The sequence below is a fragment of the Mycolicibacterium baixiangningiae genome, from assembly GCF_016313185.1.
Classification (GTDB): Bacteria; Actinomycetota; Actinomycetes; order Mycobacteriales; family Mycobacteriaceae; genus Mycobacterium; species Mycobacterium baixiangningiae.
The window spans coordinates 2,899,860-2,916,959 of record NZ_CP066218.1; the positions used below are offsets into that span (position 1 = coordinate 2,899,860).

A 17,100-nucleotide genomic window follows, 5' to 3' on the forward strand; every position below is an offset into this window, starting at 1 on the left:
ACGTCCACTGCGCGGTACGGTCGACGTGACACGACGGCTGGACACCGGCCGGATATCGCCACAGCAGCCAGTGAGGAGCAGCGGGTGACGGAGAAGGACATCAACTCTGGGGGCGACCAGACGTCTGAAGAAGTCACCGTCGAGACCACCTCGGTCTTCCGCGCCGACTTCCTCAACGAACTCGACGCGCCGCCCGCGGCGGGGTCCGAGAGCTCGGTCTCCGGTGTCGAGGGCCTGCCGGTCGGTTCGGCGCTGCTGGTCGTCAAACGCGGTCCGAACGCCGGTTCGCGGTTCCTGCTGGACCAGCCGACCACCTCGGCCGGCCGCCACCCCGACAGCGACATCTTCCTGGATGACGTCACCGTCAGCCGTCGGCATGCCGAGTTCCGGCTCGAGAGCGGTGAGTTCCAGGTGGTCGACGTCGGCAGCCTCAACGGCACCTACGTCAATCGCGAGCCGGTGGATTCCGCGGTGCTGGCCAACGGCGACGAGGTGCAGATCGGCAAGTTCCGCCTGGTGTTCCTGACCGGGCCCAGCACCGACGAGAACGGCCCGAGCAGCTAGGTGGCCGATGAGCGCCCGCGCGACGAGTAAATGAGCCAACCCGACAGCCCCGCACTCACCGGGATGTCGATCGGAGCGGTCCTGGATCTGCTGCGACCGGACTTCCCGGACGTGACGATCTCCAAGATCCGGTTCCTGGAGGCCGAAGGTCTGGTCACGCCGGAGCGCACCGCCTCGGGGTACCGGCGGTTCACCGCCTACGACTGTGCGCGCCTGCGGTTCATCCTGACCGCCCAGCGCGATCAGTACCTGCCGCTGAAAGTGATCAAGGCCCAGCTCGACGCCCAACCCGACGGTGCGCTGCCCTACCCGGTTCCCCGGCTGGTCCCGGTCGGCGCGGGAGGCGAGGATGCCGCCGCGGTGGCAAGCGTGGCGCCGACCCGGGTCCGGCTCAGCCGCGAAGACCTGCTCGAGCGGTCCGGTGTCGGCGAGGACCTGCTCGCCGCACTGATCAAGGCCGGAGTGATCACTCCCTCTTCCAAGGCCGGCGGCGGCATCTTCTTCGACGAGCACTCGGTGGTGATCGCGCAGTGTGCCCGCGCGCTGGCCGACTACGGCGTCGAACCGCGGCACCTGCGCGCGTTCCGCTCCGCGGCGGACCGGCAGTCGGATCTGATCGCCCAGATCGCCGGCCCGGTGGGCAAGGCCGGCACCACCGGTGCCCGTGACCGGGCCGACGACCTCGCCCGGGAAGTCGCCGCACTGGCCATCACCCTGCACACGTCGTTGATCAAATCGGCCGTACGCGACGTTCTGGATCGCTGAGGATTAGACTCGCAACGACGGATCGTTCGTCACGTCAGGTCGCCGCATCTGACAGCAGCACCGAAGAACGACAAGCACACTGGTGCGAAAGGGCAGACACAGATGGCTGAGGTTCGTGTGGTCGGCATTCGCGTGGAGCAGCCCCAGAACCAGCCGGTGCTGCTGCTGCGCGAGTCCAACGGGGACCGTTATCTGCCGATCTGGATAGGTCAGTCGGAGGCCGCCGCGATCGCCCTCGAACAGCAGGGTGTGGAACCGGCCCGGCCGCTGACCCACGACCTGTTCCGCGACGTCATCGCCGCACTCGGGCATTCGCTCAAAGAGGTGCGGATCGTCGACCTCCAGGAGGGCACCTTCTACGCCGACCTCATCTTCGACCGGGACATCAAGGTATCCGCCCGGCCGTCGGATTCGGTGGCGATCGCGCTGCGCGTCGGAGTGCCCATCTACGTCGAGGAAGCGGTGCTGGCCGAGGCCGGGCTGCTGATCCCCGACGAGAACGACGAAGAGGCGTCGGGCGCGGTCCGCGAGGACGAGGTCGAGAAGTTCAAGGAATTCCTCGACAGCGTCTCCCCGGACGACTTCAAAGCGACCTGAGACGCGCTTTGTCACGGATGCGTCTCACGGTGCCGACACGCGGTGTGACCTTCTGCCAACGGCAGATCATGCGGCCATACTTTGGGGGCGACGAGCAGTCAGGGCTCGAGTGAACGCGTATGCTCGGACACAATCGAGCTGGCGGACGACGACACGGAACTGCACGTCGCGCAGGGTGCCAAGCGGGCGAGTTCGATCGGCGAGAGGATTCGATAGTGGGCGACACGCCACGTCAGGGAGAACTTGACCTGTCGACCGACAAGACCCCCGCGGAGCCGGTCAGCCGGGCGGCGAGCGAACCCGTGCAGGGTGGCCTGTTCCCCGATGACTCCCTCCCCGACGAGCTCGTGGGCTACCGGGGGCCGAGCGCCTGCCAGATCGCCGGTATCACCTACCGGCAGCTGGACTACTGGGCCCGAACCTCACTCGTGGTGCCCTCGATCCGCGGCGCGGCCGGTTCCGGCAGCCAGCGGCTCTACTCGTTCAAGGACATCCTGGTTCTCAAGATCGTCAAGCGGTTGCTCGACACCGGGATCTCGCTGCACAACATCCGTGTCGCGGTGGACCACCTGCGGCAGCGCGGCGTGAGCGACTTGGCCAACATCACGCTGTTCTCCGACGGCACCACGGTCTACGAGTGCACCTCCGCCGAGGAGGTCGTCGACCTGCTCCAGGGCGGACAGGGCGTATTCGGCATAGCGGTCTCCGGTGCCATGCGCGAGCTGACCGGCGCCATCGCCGACTTCCCCGGCGAGCGGGCCGACGGTGGCGAGTCCATCGCCGCCCCCGAGGACGAACTGGCGTCCCGACGCAAGCATCGCGACCGCAAGACCGGCTGAGCGCCCTCGCCCAACCCCTGACGACGACCACCGGCGCGGTGGTCGTCGTCAGCGTTTGCGCGCCGGAGCATCTGATTCGGCGACACTTCAGCGCGGACTGTATCGGATCGGCAGAACTCCCGTACTCCTCGTGCGGTGCCGCTGTCGCCATGACGTTCCTCACTCCGGCGAGGTCGGCCGCGGTGGGAAGCCGCTCGCGGACAAGTTCACGGGGATATGGGTGGGCGCGACCGGCCCTGATGTCTCGCCGTCGCGGCATCGAAACCACTCAGTGAAACCCGGGTGTGTTAACTGCGTGTCACGCCGACGTTGAATCTGCTCTAGTTAATTCCTCGTTACGGACCATCTGTTTGACAGATGCAACCGGTCGCTTTTGACTGTTTGACGCGCGGCCTCAGTTCTCGGACTCTTGAAAACACCAGCGGCTGAGCCCCATTCGTTTCAGTCCGACCAGACCACGCCGCGTCGACGGTTCGCGAGAGGAATTACCCATGAGGCCAAACATCAAAGCGGTTGTCGCGTGCGGGTTCACCGCACTTCTGACACTCACCGCGTGTTCCTCCGCAAACGAATCCGACCAAGGCACAACGCAACTCACGCTTGCGGTAGAAACCAGCCAGGGCGACCCGCTGGCCGACATGCTGTTGGCGTTCGCCGAGGAGGTCCAGAGCGAACTCGGTGACTCCGTCGAACTCAACGTGCAGACCGGCGGTGCCATCGGTGACGAGGAAGCGGTCCTGCAGGGCCTGCGAGCGGGCGCCGTCGACGTCGCCGCGGTCAGCGGCTCGGTGGCCAACCTCGATCCGATGTTCAACGTCATGGAGATGCCGTTCCTGTTCACCGACCGGCAGACCGCCGCGGAGTTCCTCGACGGCGACTTCGGCGACGAGCTGAGCGAATCTCTCGTCAACACCACGGGCGCTCGGGTTCTCGGCTTCGGGGAGAACGGCTTCCGCCACATCACGAACAACGTCCGTCCGATCAACACGTCCGCTGACCTGCAGGGGCTCAAGATCCGGGTGCCCGGTAACCCGGCCCGCGTCATGATGTTCGAGGCGCTCGGGGCCACGCCCACCCAGATCGACATCGGCGAGGCGTACCTCGCGCTGGACCAGGGGGTGCTCGACGGCCAGGAGAACCCGCTGAAGGTCATCGACGCGTTCTCGTTCTACGAGAAGCAGCGCTACCTGACGCTCACCTCGCACATCTACAGTCCGGTGTACCTGGCGGTCAACGAGAAGACCTGGCAGGGATTGACACCCGACGTACAGCAGGGTCTGCAAACCGCTGCCGCGGCGGCGGCCGAGACGAGCCGCAAATCGGGCGCGGAGGCTGACGAGGTGCTGGTGGCGAAGTTCGAGCAGGCCGGCGTCCAGGTGAACGAGGCCGACGTCACCCAACTCAGCGAGACGGTGGTCGCGGTCCGCGAGGAGATCGCCGGCGAGATCCCCGGGGATTTCGCCCAGCGGGTGCTCGCCGAGTACAACCAATGAGCACCGACAGCCGCCCGCGGCCGGCTCTGCCACTCGCCGAGCTCAACACCGCCACCCGGATCGGCCTGGTGTACATGGCCTCCAGCACGCTGATGGAAGCGGAGATGTACGCCATGGCCACGCCGGCGGCCACCGTGCACACCAGCCGGGTGACGCTTCCCTCGGTCACGGTCGACGGCATCGATGCCATGATGCGCTCGCCGGAACTGCGGACCGCCGTCGAACTCGTCGCGCAGGCTCCGCTGGACCTGCTGCTTTTCGGCGGCACCAGCGCGTCCTTCCTGCACGGCACCGCCTGGGACCGGATGCTCGTCGGGCACCTCGAGCAATGGAGCGGATTGACCGGCCGCTGCACCACGACCTCGACGGCCAGCGTCGCGGCGCTCGACGCGGTCGGCGCAGGCGCCATCGCCCTGGTCACGCCGTACCGCCAGGAGGTGATCGACCGCGCCGAGCGCTTCTTCACCGACAACGGACATCCGGTGGTCGCCAGCGTCGGACTCGGCATCACCGACGACCGGGAGCTCGCGCGCGTTCCTCTCGACGACGTCTACGATCTGGCGCTGTCCACCGACGTCGCGGCCGCTGACGCCGTGTTCATCAGCTGCACCAACTTCGCCACCGTCGGCGCGATCGCCGCACTGGAGGAGGCGCTGGGCAAGCCGGTGATCAGTGCGGTGCAGGCGTCCTTCTGGTACGCGCTCGAGCTCACCGGTACGGCGGCTGCCAGACCCGGATTCGGCCAACTGTTCGGGGTACGGGCGCCCGTCGCTACGTCCGCGACACGATCGTGACGCCCGATCCGCCTGAGCCGCACACGCTCTCGGGCTCGGCCGACGTCGGCGAACGCCTCGACTCCACGTTCGGCGTGGAACCCGACACGCATGCCACCACCGTCATCGACCGCGTCCTGGAAGCCGTTGCGGCGCTGCTGCTGGCAACCATCACGCTGGTGTTGTTCGCCAACGCTGGGATGCGGTTCCTGTTCGACTCACCATGGGGCGGAACAGAAGAACTCGTCACCGGGCTGATGCTTTGGCTGACCATGCTGGGCTTCGCGATCGGCGTGCGCCGCCGCGAGTCGATCGAGGTGCGCGCGTTCGTCGATCGGCTTCCGGTCCGCATCGCGGTGTGGCTCAAGTTGGCCACCGATCTGCTCATGGCCCTGATCTTGCTGCACCTCGCGTGGTTCGCCTATCAGTACGTCGTCGAGTTCGGGGGCGATCTGACCCCGTACCTGCGGTTGCCGCGCGCGTTCTTCACCGCCGCGCTGCCCGTCGGCGCCTTCGCCGCCGCGGTGATCGTCGTCCTCCAACTGCCGAATGTGCGTGCGGCGGTCCTGCGCCAACGCGAGGAGTACGAGTCGTGACGATCACCGTGACCCTCGCCGTGATCATCGGGCTGCTGGTGCTCGGCACCCCGCTCATCGTGTCCATGGCTGCCGGCGTCGCGCTGTACACGATGCTCGAGGGCGGCTGGATGATGCAGTACCCGCAGCAGGTCACCGACGGTATGGGCAGCTTCGTTCTGCTCGCGATGCCGCTGTTCATCCTGGCGGGGGTGGTGATGAACGCCGGCGGCATCGCCGACCGGGTATTCGCCTTCGCGCGTTCACTTTTCGGGCCACTCCCGGGTGGTCTGGCGCAGGTCGACGTCACCACCAGCCTGTTCTTCGGCGGCATGGTCGGCACGTCGGTGGCCGACCTGGCCGGCACCGGCTCGACACTCATCCCACAGATGAAGCGCCACGGGTACCCCGCGCCGTACGCCGCGGCGGTCACGGCGTCGTCGTCGGGCATCGGACCCCTGATCCCGCCGTCGTCGCCGATGATCCTCTACGCTGCGGCGACCGGCACGTCGCTGGGCACGCTGTTCTTCGCCGGCGTGGTACCGGGTCTGATTCTCACCGTCGCCCTCATGGTGACCGTGGGTGTGCAGGCCAAGCGCAACGGTTGGGGCGAGAAGATCGCGTTCGATGGGCGCGAGGTGCTGCGCACGCTGCGTGCCTCGGCGCTGGCGTTCGGTGTGCCCGCGCTCATCCTGCTGGGGCTCACGCTCGGCGTCTTCACCCCGACCGAGTCTGGTGCGTTCGCGGTGGTGTACGCCATCCTGATCTCGGCTGTCGCCTACCGGTCACTCGGACTTCGCAGGCTGTACCGCTGCCTCGTCGAGGCCGCGGTGCTGACCGGCGAGGTGATGCTGATCGTCGGTGTCTCGGTGGCATTGGGTGCCGTGCTGGCCATGGCGGGACTGCCTCAGGTGCTGGCCGAATTCGCCACCTCCGTGGTGCCCGGTGACTCACAAATGGGGTACGTCGTCGTGCTCACCGTGGTCGCCATCCTGGCCGGGATGTTGTTCGACCCGCTCATCCCGGTGATCATGCCGGTGCTACTGCCGACGATCCTGCAGGTGGGCATCGACCCGGTCTACTTCGGCGTGATCATCGTGCTGACGGTCATCGTCGGCCAGGTCACTCCACCGGTGGCGATGTCGCTCGTCGTCGCCGCGAAGATCGCCAAGGTCGACGCATGGTCCGTGCTGCGGGCCAACACGCCTTTCCTCGTCGCGACCCTGGTCGTACTGGCGCTCGTCATCGTCTTCCCGGCGTTGGCCACCTGGCTGCCGTCCGTGCTGGGGCAGCCGTGACGAGTGTCGATCAGCTGCGGGGCATCTCTTTGACGCAGCTGCGGTACTTCATCCGGGTGGCCGAGCGGGAGAGCATGACCCGGGCGGCCGAGGACCTGTTCGTCGCGCAGTCCGCGGTGTCCTCGGCGGTGGCGCACCTGGAGAAGGAACTCGGCGTCCAGTTGTTCATCCGCCGGCACGCCAGAGGTTTGATCCTCACCCCCGCCGGGCGGGAACTGCTGCTGCGCGCCCGGCAGATCCTGACTGCGCTCGCCGAGTCCCTCGAGTCGATCGCCGGTGATGCGAGGGCGCTGTGGGGCGCGTTGCACGTGGTCTGTTTCAGCCCGCTGGCGCCGTTCTACCTTCCGTCGATCCTCACCGGGCTCAAACTCGAGCACCCGGGCCTGGAACTGCTGGTCAGTGAGGCGGTGGCAGGAGAAGTGGGCGAGTTCCTGGAGTCGGGGCGTGCCGAGGTGGCGCTGACCTACGACCTCGCCCTCGGCGACGGTATCGAGCGCGAGGTGCTGGCCGAAATCCGGCCCTACGTGGCCCTTCCCGCCGGACACCGGCTCGCCGAGGCGCCGAGCGTGCACCTGCAGGAGCTCGTCGACGAGGACATGATCCTCGTCGATCTGCCCTACAGTCGCGATTACTTCATCGGCGTCTTCACCGCCCGTGGTCTGGAGCCCAAGATCCAGTACCGGTCCGGCAGCTACGAGACGGTCCGCGCGATGGTCGCGCAGCACCACGGATACAGCCTGCTGCACCAGCGGCCGGCGACCGACACCACCTACGGCGGTGGCCGCGTCGTCGCGGTGCCCCTGGCTGACGAGGTCGAACCGCTGCGCGTGGTGGTCGCCCACCTGGCCTCGCTGCGGCTGAGCAGGCGCGCCCGCGCCTTCACAGATCGGTGCCGCGTGGTGGTCACCGACGTCAACCCCGGCTGAATCGGAGAGGACCCGAGTTGCCCACCGAACCTGTCCCCGCATACGTGGAGACACCGGACGGTCGAATGCACGTCGTCACGTGCGGGACCGGTCCAGCACTGGTGCTGCTGCACCAGACGCCACGATGCTGGGACGAGTACCGAACCGTCATCGGCCATCTCGACGGATACCGTGTCGTCCTGCCGGATCTGCCCGGCCACGGCGCCTCAACAACCCTGCCGGAGAACACCATCGACGCCGCGGCGCGCGCCGTGCTGGGGATGCTCGACGCGCTCGGCGTGACGCGCGCCCACCTGGTGGGCCATCACTTCGGCGGACTGGTGGCGTATCACCTCGCCGCATGCGTCCCGGACCGGGTGGAGTCGCTGGTGCTGTCCTCGACGCCCTACATCGATGCGGCCGAGCGTGCACGCCGGCGGGACGCGCCGCCCTTCAACAGCGTCGGAGGCGCCGAGGACGGCGGACACCTGCACCGACTGTGGGAACGCCGGGCGAGCTACCTCGCGGCGCCCGACCCGCACGTGCTGAGCCGCTATGTACGTGACGTGCTGGCCCACCCCGACCCCGACCGCGGTCACGCGGCTGTGGCCGCCTACCGTTCGGAGGATGCCGCCGGCCGGTACGACGGCCCGGTGCTGTGTATCGCGTCCGCCTGCGATCCCCGGGCTTTCCCGCACCGTCGCAGGATCCTCGCGGCCTTCCCCCAGGCAACGGAACATATTCTCACCCAAGGCGACATCTCCAGTCCGGAGACCTGTCCGGCGGAGTTCGCCGCCGCCGTCACCGGATTCCACCGACAGCTGGCCGGCCGATGAGCACGGGGACGATGCGTGCCGCGGTGCTCACCCGGGCCGGTGGACCCGATGTTCTGACGCTCGACCGGGTGCTCACGCCGATCCCAGCGGCCGGTGAGGTGCTGGTGCGGGTGTGCGCGTTCGGGCTGAACAACGCCGAGGTGCTGCAACGCCGTGGTGCGATGCCGCCACCGGACAGCGGGATTCCCGGACTGGAGTGTTCGGGCGTCGTCGCCGCCACCGGTCCGGGGGTCACCGGGTGGAAGCCGGGGGACCGGGTGGCTGCACTGGCGCGCTGCGGAACCTACGCCGAGTACGTGGCCGTTCCGGGAGGGGCATGTATGCGCGTCCCCGACGGCCTCGACCTCGCTGTGGCGGCCGCCGCTCCGGAAGCCGCTGCGACCGCATGGTGGAACCTGGTGTGCCGTGGACGGATTCGGGCGGGGGAGCGGGTACTCATCCACGGTGCGGCGGGAGGGGTCGGCTCCCTCGCCGTGCAGCTGGCGCGGCGGCTCGGCGCCTACGTGGTCGGTACCGCCCGCGGCGACCAGAAGACCGCCCTGTGCGCAGGCTTGGGCTGCCACGAAGTGATCGACTACGGCAGCGTCGACGTATTCGACACGGTGAGTGAGAACTTCGACGTGATTCTGGACAACCAGGGCGGGCCCGCGATTGCGGCCAACGTGTCGGTGCTGGCACCGTTCGGCCGCCTCATCATCGTCGGCGTGCAGGCTGGTGGCCCGGGTCGCCTCGACGCGGCCGTGCTGATGGCCCGCGCGGCCGAGGTCTCGTCGTCGAGCCTCGGACGGCTGGATGACGTTGTCCGCGAACAGATCTGCCGTGAGGTCGAACAGCAGGTGCTCCCGCGACTGGCGGACGGCGCAATCCGCGTGGTGGTCGACCGCCGGTTCGCCTTCGAGGACATCGTGGGCGCACATGAGAGGTTCAGCGCGCCGGACCGCGTGGGCAAGGTGCTCGTGACGGTGACCGATGACATCTGATAATCCGATGCAACGCAACGCAATCAACTGTTTGCGCGATGCTGCCGGTGCCAGGAGGATCGATGACGTGAACACGACAATTCCGCTCGTCGCTCCGCACGACTTCATCCGCGCGATCACCCGTACGGCGACCCCGGTGTCCATCGTCACCGCGCAGGTCGACGGTGTGCCACTGGGTCAGACGGTGTCGGCGTTCAACCGCGTGTCCGACGAACCGGCGATTCTCGGTGTCTGCATCAACCGGCGCAGCCCGATCCACCATGTCATCAGCTCCTGCGGCGCCTTCAACGTCTCGGTGCTGGCCCGCGAGCACAGCGGTGTGGCCGACAGTTTCGCCGGAAGGGGCGGTCCGGATCGGCCACCGTTCACCTTCCGGGACCGGGAGTGGCAGACCGGCGTCAACGGGTTGCCGGTCTTCGCCGACGGCCTCGCCGCCTTCGAGTGCACCGTGCACAGCATCACTGAGATCGGATCGCACCTGCTGTATCTCGGCGAGGTCGGCAGGGTGGTGCACCGCGATGCCGAACCCCTGCTTCACCAACGCGGCAGCTACCGAACCTTGGCCGAGCAGGACACGGAAGGACACCACGCATGATCAAGACCGGCGAGCAGTACCGCGACGAAATCCGCAGCGGGCGCGAAATCTACATCGACGGCGAACGGGTCGACGACCTCACCAAGCACCCGATGTTCGCACCGATCGTCGACATCCGGGCGCGCATCTACGACTTGGCTCACGAGGCGCAGACCCAGGACGTGATGACCTACGTCGACGAGACCGGCGAGCGGAACGCCATCGCGAACAAGTTGCCGCTCACACAACAAGATTGGCACGACAAGCGCACCGCCATCGATCTGGTCCTCGACGAGGCGCGTGGCGTGGTGACTCGGGTGGGCGACGAGACCGTCGGCGAGATGTGGGCACTCTACGACGGTCAGGACGTGCTCAACGAGGTCGATCCCCGGTTCGCCGAGAACATCCGGCGCCATGTCCACAAGGCCGCGACCGGGGATCCGTTCCACATCTCGGCCAACACCGATCCGAAGGGCGACAGGTCGAAGCGGCCTCAGGATCAGGACCCCGACATGCTGCTGCACGTGGTCAGGGAAACCGATGACGGCATCATCGTGCGGGGTGCCAAGTACGAGACCGCCGCACCGTATGCCACCCAGGCGTACACCAAACCGACCATCGCCAACTGGGGCGACGCCGAGCTCTCCGACTACGCCGTGGGTTTCATCGCGGATCTCAACGCACCGAACCTGAAATTTATCTGCCGCACCGGTTTCGCCGGGCGCCGCGACGCCGCGGACTACCCGTTGTCGAATCGGGTGGACGAGGTGGAGTCGCTGGTGATCTTCGACAACGTCCTCATCCCGTGGGACGACATCCTGTTCTACCGGCACACGAGGGCCGCCACGTTCGTCCGCAGCTGTCTGCACCGCTACAGCGCGCTGCCCTACGTGCACCGCTCGATCCGGTTCGCCGATCTGATGATCGGCGCAGCGCTGTACAACGTCCGCCAGACCGGTCTCGACAAGAACCCTGCCGTGCAGGAGAAGCTGGCGATGTTGGCCTGCTACCGGGAGGGCATCGACGCGCATCTGACGGCCTCGATCGCGACGGCCGAGACGAGCCCCGGCGGACTGCTGATGCCGAACCAGTCGCTGCTCTACGCCGGACGGGTGTGGGCGCAGACCCAACTGCCGCAGATGATGCACTACGCGCGCGAGCTGTGCGGCGGGCAGATCTGCATCACCCCCGACTCGGCCACCTTCGGTATCCCCGGTGCGGCGCCGTGGCTGGAGAAGTACTACTCGATCACCGACGAGTGGCAGGCCGACGACCGTCGCAAACTGCTGGCCTTCGCCCGTGACCTGCTCAACAGTGACTACGCCGGGCACCGGCTGACGTTCCAGTTGTTCGCGCAGGCACCGCCTTTCGCGCACTACCAGGCCGTGTACCGCAACTTCGACTTCGACGGACCGTTGGCGATGGTGCGGTCCGCCGCGGAGCTGTCCGACCGGGTGGACGGAGGCGCGCCCGCGTGACACACCAGCGGATCCGTCCCTTCAACACCCGCGACACCTACCCGGAGCAGAACCTGGACAACGACCTGTGTCAAGCCGTTGTCGCCGGCGACACCATCTATCTGCGCGGCCAGATCGGTCAGGATCTCGACACCGCGGCCAACGTCGGCGTCGGCGATGTCACCGCACAGGCAGAACAGGCGATGGCCAATATCGCCACCCTGCTCGGCGAAGCCGGCGCATCGCTGAACGACATCGTCAAGGTGACCGTCTACCTCGTCGACCCCCGGTACCGGGAGAGCGTCTACCGGGTGATGGGCCGCTGGCTGCGCGGTGTTCACCCGGTGTCCACGGGTCTGGTGGTCAGCGCGCTGGCCCGACCGGAGTGGCTGGTCGAGATCGACGCGGTCGCGGTGCGGCAGGCGGGGTCATGACCTTCTCGCTCGCCGCCGTCGACCGCGACACGGGCGCACTGGGGATGGTCATCTCCTCGTCCTCACCCGCGGTGGCGTCGCGCTGCCTGAACATCCGGCCGGGTCTGGGGGCGGCCGCCAGCCAGAACGTCACCGATCCGCGCCTGGGCGGCCTGCTACTCGACCGGCTCGCGGCCGGTGACAGTCCACGGGAGGCCATGTCCGCCGTCGTCGCCGGCCACGAGATGCGGGACTACCGCCAGCTGACCGTGCTGGACCGCACCGGCCGCTGCGCGGCGTTCAGCGGGGCCGGGTCACTGGGCAGGCACTACCACCTCGAGGGCGACGGTGTGGTGGCCGCGGGCAACATGCTCGCGGGACGGCAGACGATCACCGGCCTGGTGCGCGGCTATGAGCGTTCCACCGCAACAGAATTCGAACGCAGACTGCTCGACGGACTGGCCGCCGCACTGACGGCCGGTGGAGAGGAGGGCCCGGTCCACGCGGCTGGGCTGCTGGTCTACCGCGAGGTGGAGTGGCCGGAGACCACACTGCGGGTGGACTGGGCGGACGACCCGTACGAATCGCTGTGCGCGCTATGGGACGTCTGGGCGCCGCAGCGCGACGACTACGTCCGGCGTGCGCTGGACCCTGCGGCGGCACCGTCGTTCGGGGCGCCCGGTGACCTCTGAGTTCACCGACGACCCCGATGTGACCCTGCGGCGGAAGCGGGCGGCGCAGGGGTGTTTGAACCGGCGCTGGGACACGGTGCGCACGATCAGCACCGATCTGCACGCCGACCCGGAGACCGCGTGGCACGAGGTGCGCGCCCACCGTCGGCTCACCACGCTGCTCGAATCGGAGGGATTCGCCGTCGACCGCCGAGCGGGAGGGCTCGACACCGCCTTCCACGCCACCGCGGGGATCGGCCCCGTCCACGTGGCATTCGTGGCGGAGTACGACGCGCTGCCCGGGCTGGGCCATGCCTGCGGGCACAACCTGATCGCGGCGGCCTCGGTCGGCGCGGCGCTGATGGTGTGCGCAGCCGAAGACGAGGTGCCCGGCACGGGGCTCACGGTGCACGTCATCGGCACACCGGCCGAGGAAGGCGGCGGCGGCAAAATCCTCATGCTGGAGGCCGGACAGTTCGCCGGCATCGATGCCGCCCTGATGATGCACCCCGGCCCGGCCGACGCCCCGAGGGCGGAGCCGTTCGCCGTTGCGCACTGGGAGGTCACCTACCGGGGCGTCGGCGCGCACGCCGCGGCATATCCCCATCTCGGGGTCAACGCCGCCGACGGGTTCACCGTCGCACAGGTCGCGATCGGACTGCTGCGCCAGCATCTGCCCCCGACGGTGCGGGTGCACGGCGTGGTCACCGAGGCGGGCACGGCACCGAACGCGGTGCCCGACCTCGCGACGGGCCGCTGGTACGTGCGTGCGGGCAGCCTGGCCGAACTCGATGACGTCGAGCGGCGGATACGGGCGTGTTTCACCGCGGGCGCCACGGCGACCGGATGTGAACTCCAGATCCGTGACGAATCGCCCCGCTATTCGGAGTTCCGCACCGACGAGCAACTTCTGGACTGGTTCGTCGGCAACGCCACGGCCCTCGGTCGCGACATGACGTCCCCACCGCCGGACGGCGCGGCGGCGATGAAGACGGCCTCGACGGACATGGGGAATGTGTCCCAGCACGTCCGGGCCATTCACCCGTACCTCGGCATCGGTTCGTTGCCGGCCGTGAACCATCAGCGCGCATTCGCCGATGCCGCGGTCGGACCGCTCGCCGAGCAGGCGCTGCGCGACGGTGCGACGGCGATGGCGTGGACGGCGATCGACTTCGCCGCGGACGCGGCCACCACCTCGCGATGCACGCCCGCCGGCGCAGCCCGCTAAACTGGTTTCGCATCGCCCGTGTGCGGGAGAGCTCCGTGACTGCCAGTCACGGGCGCCGAAGGAGCAACACCTCTCCGTCAACCTCTCAGGCACCCAGGACCGCGCACGGTTTCGATGCCTCTGGAAAGCGGTGGATCAGTGGTCCGCCCGCCCATGGGGAAAGGCGTGGTTCTCGACGACCGAGAACCACCGCCGAATCTCTCAGGCACCCCGCGCGGGTCGACGACAGAGGGAGAGGGACCGTCCAGCGGTTCTGCGCCCGGTAGGAGACCCACCCGTGCTCGATGCTCATCAGCCCCGTTTCGCCGACCGGCACATCGGTCCCGACTCCGACGCCGTCGCGGTCATGCTCGACACCATCGGTGTACCGGCGCTCGACGACCTCGCCGCCAAGGCGCTGCCCGTGAACATCCTCGACGCGCTGTCGGCCGACGGTGTCGCGCCCGGCCTAGAGTGCCTTCCCGCTCCCGCCTCGGAAGCCGAGGCGCTGGCCGAACTGCGCGCGTTGGCCGAGTCGAACACCGTTGCGGTGTCGATGATCGGCCAGGGCTACTTCGACACCCTCACGCCGCCGGTGTTGCGCCGCAACATCCTGGAGAACCCGGCCTGGTACACCGCGTACACCCCGTATCAGCCGGAGATCAGCCAGGGCCGCCTGGAGGCGCTGCTGAACTTCCAGACCATGGTCTGCGATCTGACCGGACTCGAGGTGGCCAATGCGTCGATGCTCGACGAGGCCACCGCCGCCGCCGAGGCCATGACGCTGATGCAGCGCGCCGGCCGCAGCAAGTCCACCCGCCTGGCCGTCGACGCCGACGTCTACCGCCAGACCGCGGCCGTCCTGGCCACCCGAGCCCAGCCGCTGGGGATCGAGATCGTCGCCGCCGATCTGCGCCAGGGTCTGCCCGAAGGCGACTTCTTCGGCGTGATCGTCCAGTTACCCGGTGCCAGTGGGGTGCTCGTCGACTGGGCGCCGCTGGTGGCGGAGGCGCACGAGCGCGGCGCCCTGGTCGCGGTCGGCGCGGATCTGCTGGCGATGACGCTGGTGACCCCGCCCGGTGAGTACGACGCCGATGTCGCGTTCGGCAGCACGCAGCGCTTCGGGGTGCCGATGGGCTTCGGTGGCCCGCACGCCGGCTACCTCGCGGTGCACACCAAGCATGCCCGGCAACTGCCCGGTCGCCTGGTCGGGGTGTCGGTCGACGCCGACGGCGCACCGGCCTACCGTCTCGCGCTGCAGACCCGCGAACAGCACATCCGCCGGGACAAGGCCACCAGCAACATCTGCACCGCGCAGGTGTTGCTGGCGGTGATGGCGGCCATGTACGCCAGCTACCACGGCGCCGAGGGGCTCACCTCGATCGCCCGCCGCGTCCACGGACATGCCCGCGCGGTCGCGACCGGACTCGTGGAGGCCGGGGTCGAGGTGGTGCATGACGCGTTCTTCGACACCGTGCTGGCCCGCGTGCCGGGCCGCGCCGCCGAGATCCGCGACGCCGCGAAGTCGCACGGCATCAACCTCTGGCAGGTCGATTCCGATCACCTCTCGGTTGCGTGTGACGAGGCGACCACCGCCGACCACGTTGCTGCCGTGCTGGCGGCGTTCGGTGCCACGCGTGGCGGCCAGCCGTTCGTCGGACCCGAGATCGCGACGCGCACTTCGCCATTCCTGACACATCCGGCGTTCACCCGGTACCGCACCGAAACCGCGATGATGCGCTATCTGCGTTCTCTGGCCGATAAGGACATCGCGCTGGACCGCAGCATGATCCCGCTCGGATCGTGCACGATGAAGCTCAACGCCGCTGCGGAGATGGAGCCGATCACCTGGCCGGAGTTCGCCAGGCAGCATCCGTTCGCCCCCGAGGGCGACACCCCGGGCCTGCGCCGGCTGATCGCCGATCTCCAGACGTGGCTCACCGGCATCACCGGCTACGACGAGATCTCGTTGCAGCCCAACGCCGGATCGCAGGGTGAGTACGCCGGCCTGCTGGCGATCAAGGCTTTCCACGACGCCAACGGCGCACCCGAGCGGGATGTGTGTCTGATTCCCTCGAGCGCGCACGGCACCAACGCCGCATCGGCAGCGCTGGCGGGGATGCGGGTGGTCGTGGTGGGCTGCCGGCCCAACGGCGACGTCGACCTGGACGACCTGCGCGCCAAGGTCACCCAGAACGCCGACCGGTTGGCCGCGCTGATGATCACCTACCCGTCCACCCACGGGGTGTACGAGCACGACGTCGCGGACATCTGTGCGGCGGTGCACGACGCGGGTGGCCAGGTGTACGTCGACGGCGCGAACCTCAACGCGCTGGTGGGCCTCGCCCGGCCCGGCCGGTTCGGCGGTGACGTCAGCCACCTCAACCTGCACAAGACGTTCTGCATCCCGCACGGCGGCGGCGGCCCGGGTGTCGGGCCGGTCGCGGTGCGCGCGCACCTGGCGCCGTACCTGCCGGGTCACCCGCTCGCCGGCGAACTGGGTGACGACTACACCGTGTCGGCCGCGCCGTACGGGTCGGCGTCGATCCTTCCGATCACCTGGATGTACATCCGCATGATGGGTGCGCCCGGCCTGCGCGCGGCGTCGCTGACCGCGATCGCGTCGGCCAACTACATCGCCCGCCGTCTCGACGAGTACTACCCGGTGCTCTACACCGGGGAGAACGGCATGGTTGCCCACGAGTGCATCCTGGATCTGCGCACCATTACCAAGCAGACCGGCGTCACTGTCGACGACGTCGCAAAGCGGTTGGCGGACTTCGGTTTCCACGCGCCCACGATGAGCTTCCCGGTGGCGGGTACGTTGATGGTGGAGCCGACGGAGAGCGAATCGCTGGCCGAGGTCGACGCGTTCTGCGAGGCGATGATCGCGATCCGCGCCGAGATCGACCAGGTCGGTTCGGGCGCATGGCCGGTGGACGACAACCCGCTGCGCGGTGCACCGCACACCGCGGAGTCCCTGCTGGTGACCGAGTGGAACCACCCCTATACCCGCGAGCAGGCGGCCTACCCGCTGGGCAAGGGATTCCGGCCCAAGGTGTGGCCCCCGGTTCGGCGGATCGACGGGGCGTACGGCGACCGCAACCTGATGTGTTCCTGCCCGCCCGTCGAGGCGTTCGCCTGAACGGACGC

Annotated in this window: 17 protein-coding genes and 1 riboswitch; all 17 genes read left to right on the forward strand. The window is 68.4% G+C overall.

Translation table 11 applies throughout. The annotated features are described in order from the left end of the window. Positions 1-84 precede the first annotated feature (84 nt). The 17 genes from garA (at position 85) to gcvP (ending at position 17,092) form a co-directional block, all read left to right on the forward strand. A complete protein-coding gene (gene garA, locus I7X18_RS13535; RefSeq protein ID WP_193048616.1) occupies positions 85-564 on the forward strand; it encodes a glycogen accumulation regulator GarA in 480 nt (159 codons plus the stop codon). 30 nt (positions 565-594) lie between these two features. Beyond that, entirely contained in the window at positions 595-1,329 is a 735-nt protein-coding gene (ftsR, locus tag I7X18_RS13540) for a transcriptional regulator FtsR (RefSeq protein ID WP_193048615.1), read from the forward strand. Between the two features lie 102 nt (positions 1,330-1,431). Further along, on the forward strand, positions 1,432-1,926 hold the full coding sequence (locus I7X18_RS13545) for a bifunctional nuclease family protein (RefSeq protein WP_193048614.1): 495 nt from the start codon (positions 1,432-1,434) through the stop codon (positions 1,924-1,926). A gap of 215 nt (positions 1,927-2,141) precedes the next feature. Beyond that, a complete protein-coding gene (locus tag I7X18_RS13550) occupies positions 2,142-2,765 on the forward strand; it encodes a MerR family transcriptional regulator (RefSeq protein WP_193048613.1) in 624 nt (207 codons plus the stop codon). Between the two features lie 491 nt (positions 2,766-3,256). Then, on the forward strand, positions 3,257-4,258 hold the full coding sequence (locus I7X18_RS13555) for a TRAP transporter substrate-binding protein (RefSeq protein ID WP_193048612.1): 1,002 nt from the start codon (positions 3,257-3,259) through the stop codon (positions 4,256-4,258). After that, positions 4,255-5,052, forward strand: a complete 798-nt coding sequence (locus I7X18_RS13560) for a maleate cis-trans isomerase family protein (protein WP_193048611.1) — start codon at positions 4,255-4,257, stop codon at positions 5,050-5,052. The genes I7X18_RS13555 and I7X18_RS13560 overlap by 4 nt, the downstream gene beginning before the upstream one ends. Continuing rightward, positions 5,049-5,627, forward strand: a complete 579-nt coding sequence (locus I7X18_RS13565; protein WP_193048610.1) for a TRAP transporter small permease — start codon at positions 5,049-5,051, stop codon at positions 5,625-5,627. Before I7X18_RS13560 ends, I7X18_RS13565 begins: the two co-directional genes overlap by 4 nt. After that, positions 5,624-6,904, forward strand: coding sequence for a TRAP transporter large permease (locus I7X18_RS13570; protein WP_193048609.1), 1,281 nt, complete (start codon positions 5,624-5,626; stop codon positions 6,902-6,904). The genes I7X18_RS13565 and I7X18_RS13570 overlap by 4 nt, the downstream gene beginning before the upstream one ends. After that, positions 6,901-7,830: a LysR family transcriptional regulator gene (locus tag I7X18_RS13575; protein WP_232375473.1), complete on the forward strand. Its 930-nt coding sequence runs from the start codon at positions 6,901-6,903 to the stop codon at positions 7,828-7,830. The genes I7X18_RS13570 and I7X18_RS13575 overlap by 4 nt, the downstream gene beginning before the upstream one ends. Positions 7,831-7,847: 17 nt before the next feature. Then, positions 7,848-8,645 (forward strand): alpha/beta fold hydrolase, encoded by a 798-nt coding sequence (locus tag I7X18_RS13580; RefSeq protein WP_193048607.1) that lies wholly within the window; start codon positions 7,848-7,850, stop codon positions 8,643-8,645. Then, positions 8,642-9,625 carry a putative NAD(P)H-quinone oxidoreductase, PIG3 family gene (locus I7X18_RS13585; protein ID WP_193048606.1) on the forward strand — a complete coding sequence of 328 codons (984 nt, stop codon included), beginning with the start codon at positions 8,642-8,644 and terminating at the stop codon, positions 9,623-9,625. The genes I7X18_RS13580 and I7X18_RS13585 overlap by 4 nt, the downstream gene beginning before the upstream one ends. Positions 9,626-9,692: 67 nt before the next feature. After that, positions 9,693-10,220: a flavin reductase family protein gene (locus I7X18_RS13590; RefSeq protein WP_193048605.1), complete on the forward strand. Its 528-nt coding sequence runs from the start codon at positions 9,693-9,695 to the stop codon at positions 10,218-10,220. Beyond that, complete coding sequence (locus tag I7X18_RS13595) at positions 10,217-11,677, forward strand: 4-hydroxyphenylacetate 3-hydroxylase family protein (RefSeq protein WP_193048604.1); 1,461 nt, start codon at positions 10,217-10,219, stop codon at positions 11,675-11,677. Before I7X18_RS13590 ends, I7X18_RS13595 begins: the two co-directional genes overlap by 4 nt. Continuing rightward, positions 11,674-12,090 (forward strand): RidA family protein, encoded by a 417-nt coding sequence (locus I7X18_RS13600; protein ID WP_193048603.1) that lies wholly within the window; start codon positions 11,674-11,676, stop codon positions 12,088-12,090. The genes I7X18_RS13595 and I7X18_RS13600 overlap by 4 nt, the downstream gene beginning before the upstream one ends. Continuing rightward, entirely contained in the window at positions 12,087-12,761 is a 675-nt protein-coding gene (locus I7X18_RS13605) for a DUF1028 domain-containing protein (RefSeq protein ID WP_193048602.1), read from the forward strand. The genes I7X18_RS13600 and I7X18_RS13605 overlap by 4 nt, the downstream gene beginning before the upstream one ends. Positions 12,762-12,786: 25 nt before the next feature. Next, on the forward strand, positions 12,787-13,968 hold the full coding sequence (locus I7X18_RS13610; RefSeq protein WP_193048644.1) for a M20 family metallopeptidase: 1,182 nt from the start codon (positions 12,787-12,789) through the stop codon (positions 13,966-13,968). 13 nt (positions 13,969-13,981) lie between these two features. Then, positions 13,982-14,080, forward strand: a riboswitch (glycine riboswitch). Positions 14,081-14,245: 165 nt separating this feature from the next. Then, positions 14,246-17,092, forward strand: a complete 2,847-nt coding sequence (gene gcvP / locus I7X18_RS13615; protein WP_193048601.1) for an aminomethyl-transferring glycine dehydrogenase — start codon at positions 14,246-14,248, stop codon at positions 17,090-17,092. The last annotated feature ends 8 nt before the right edge of the window (positions 17,093-17,100 follow it).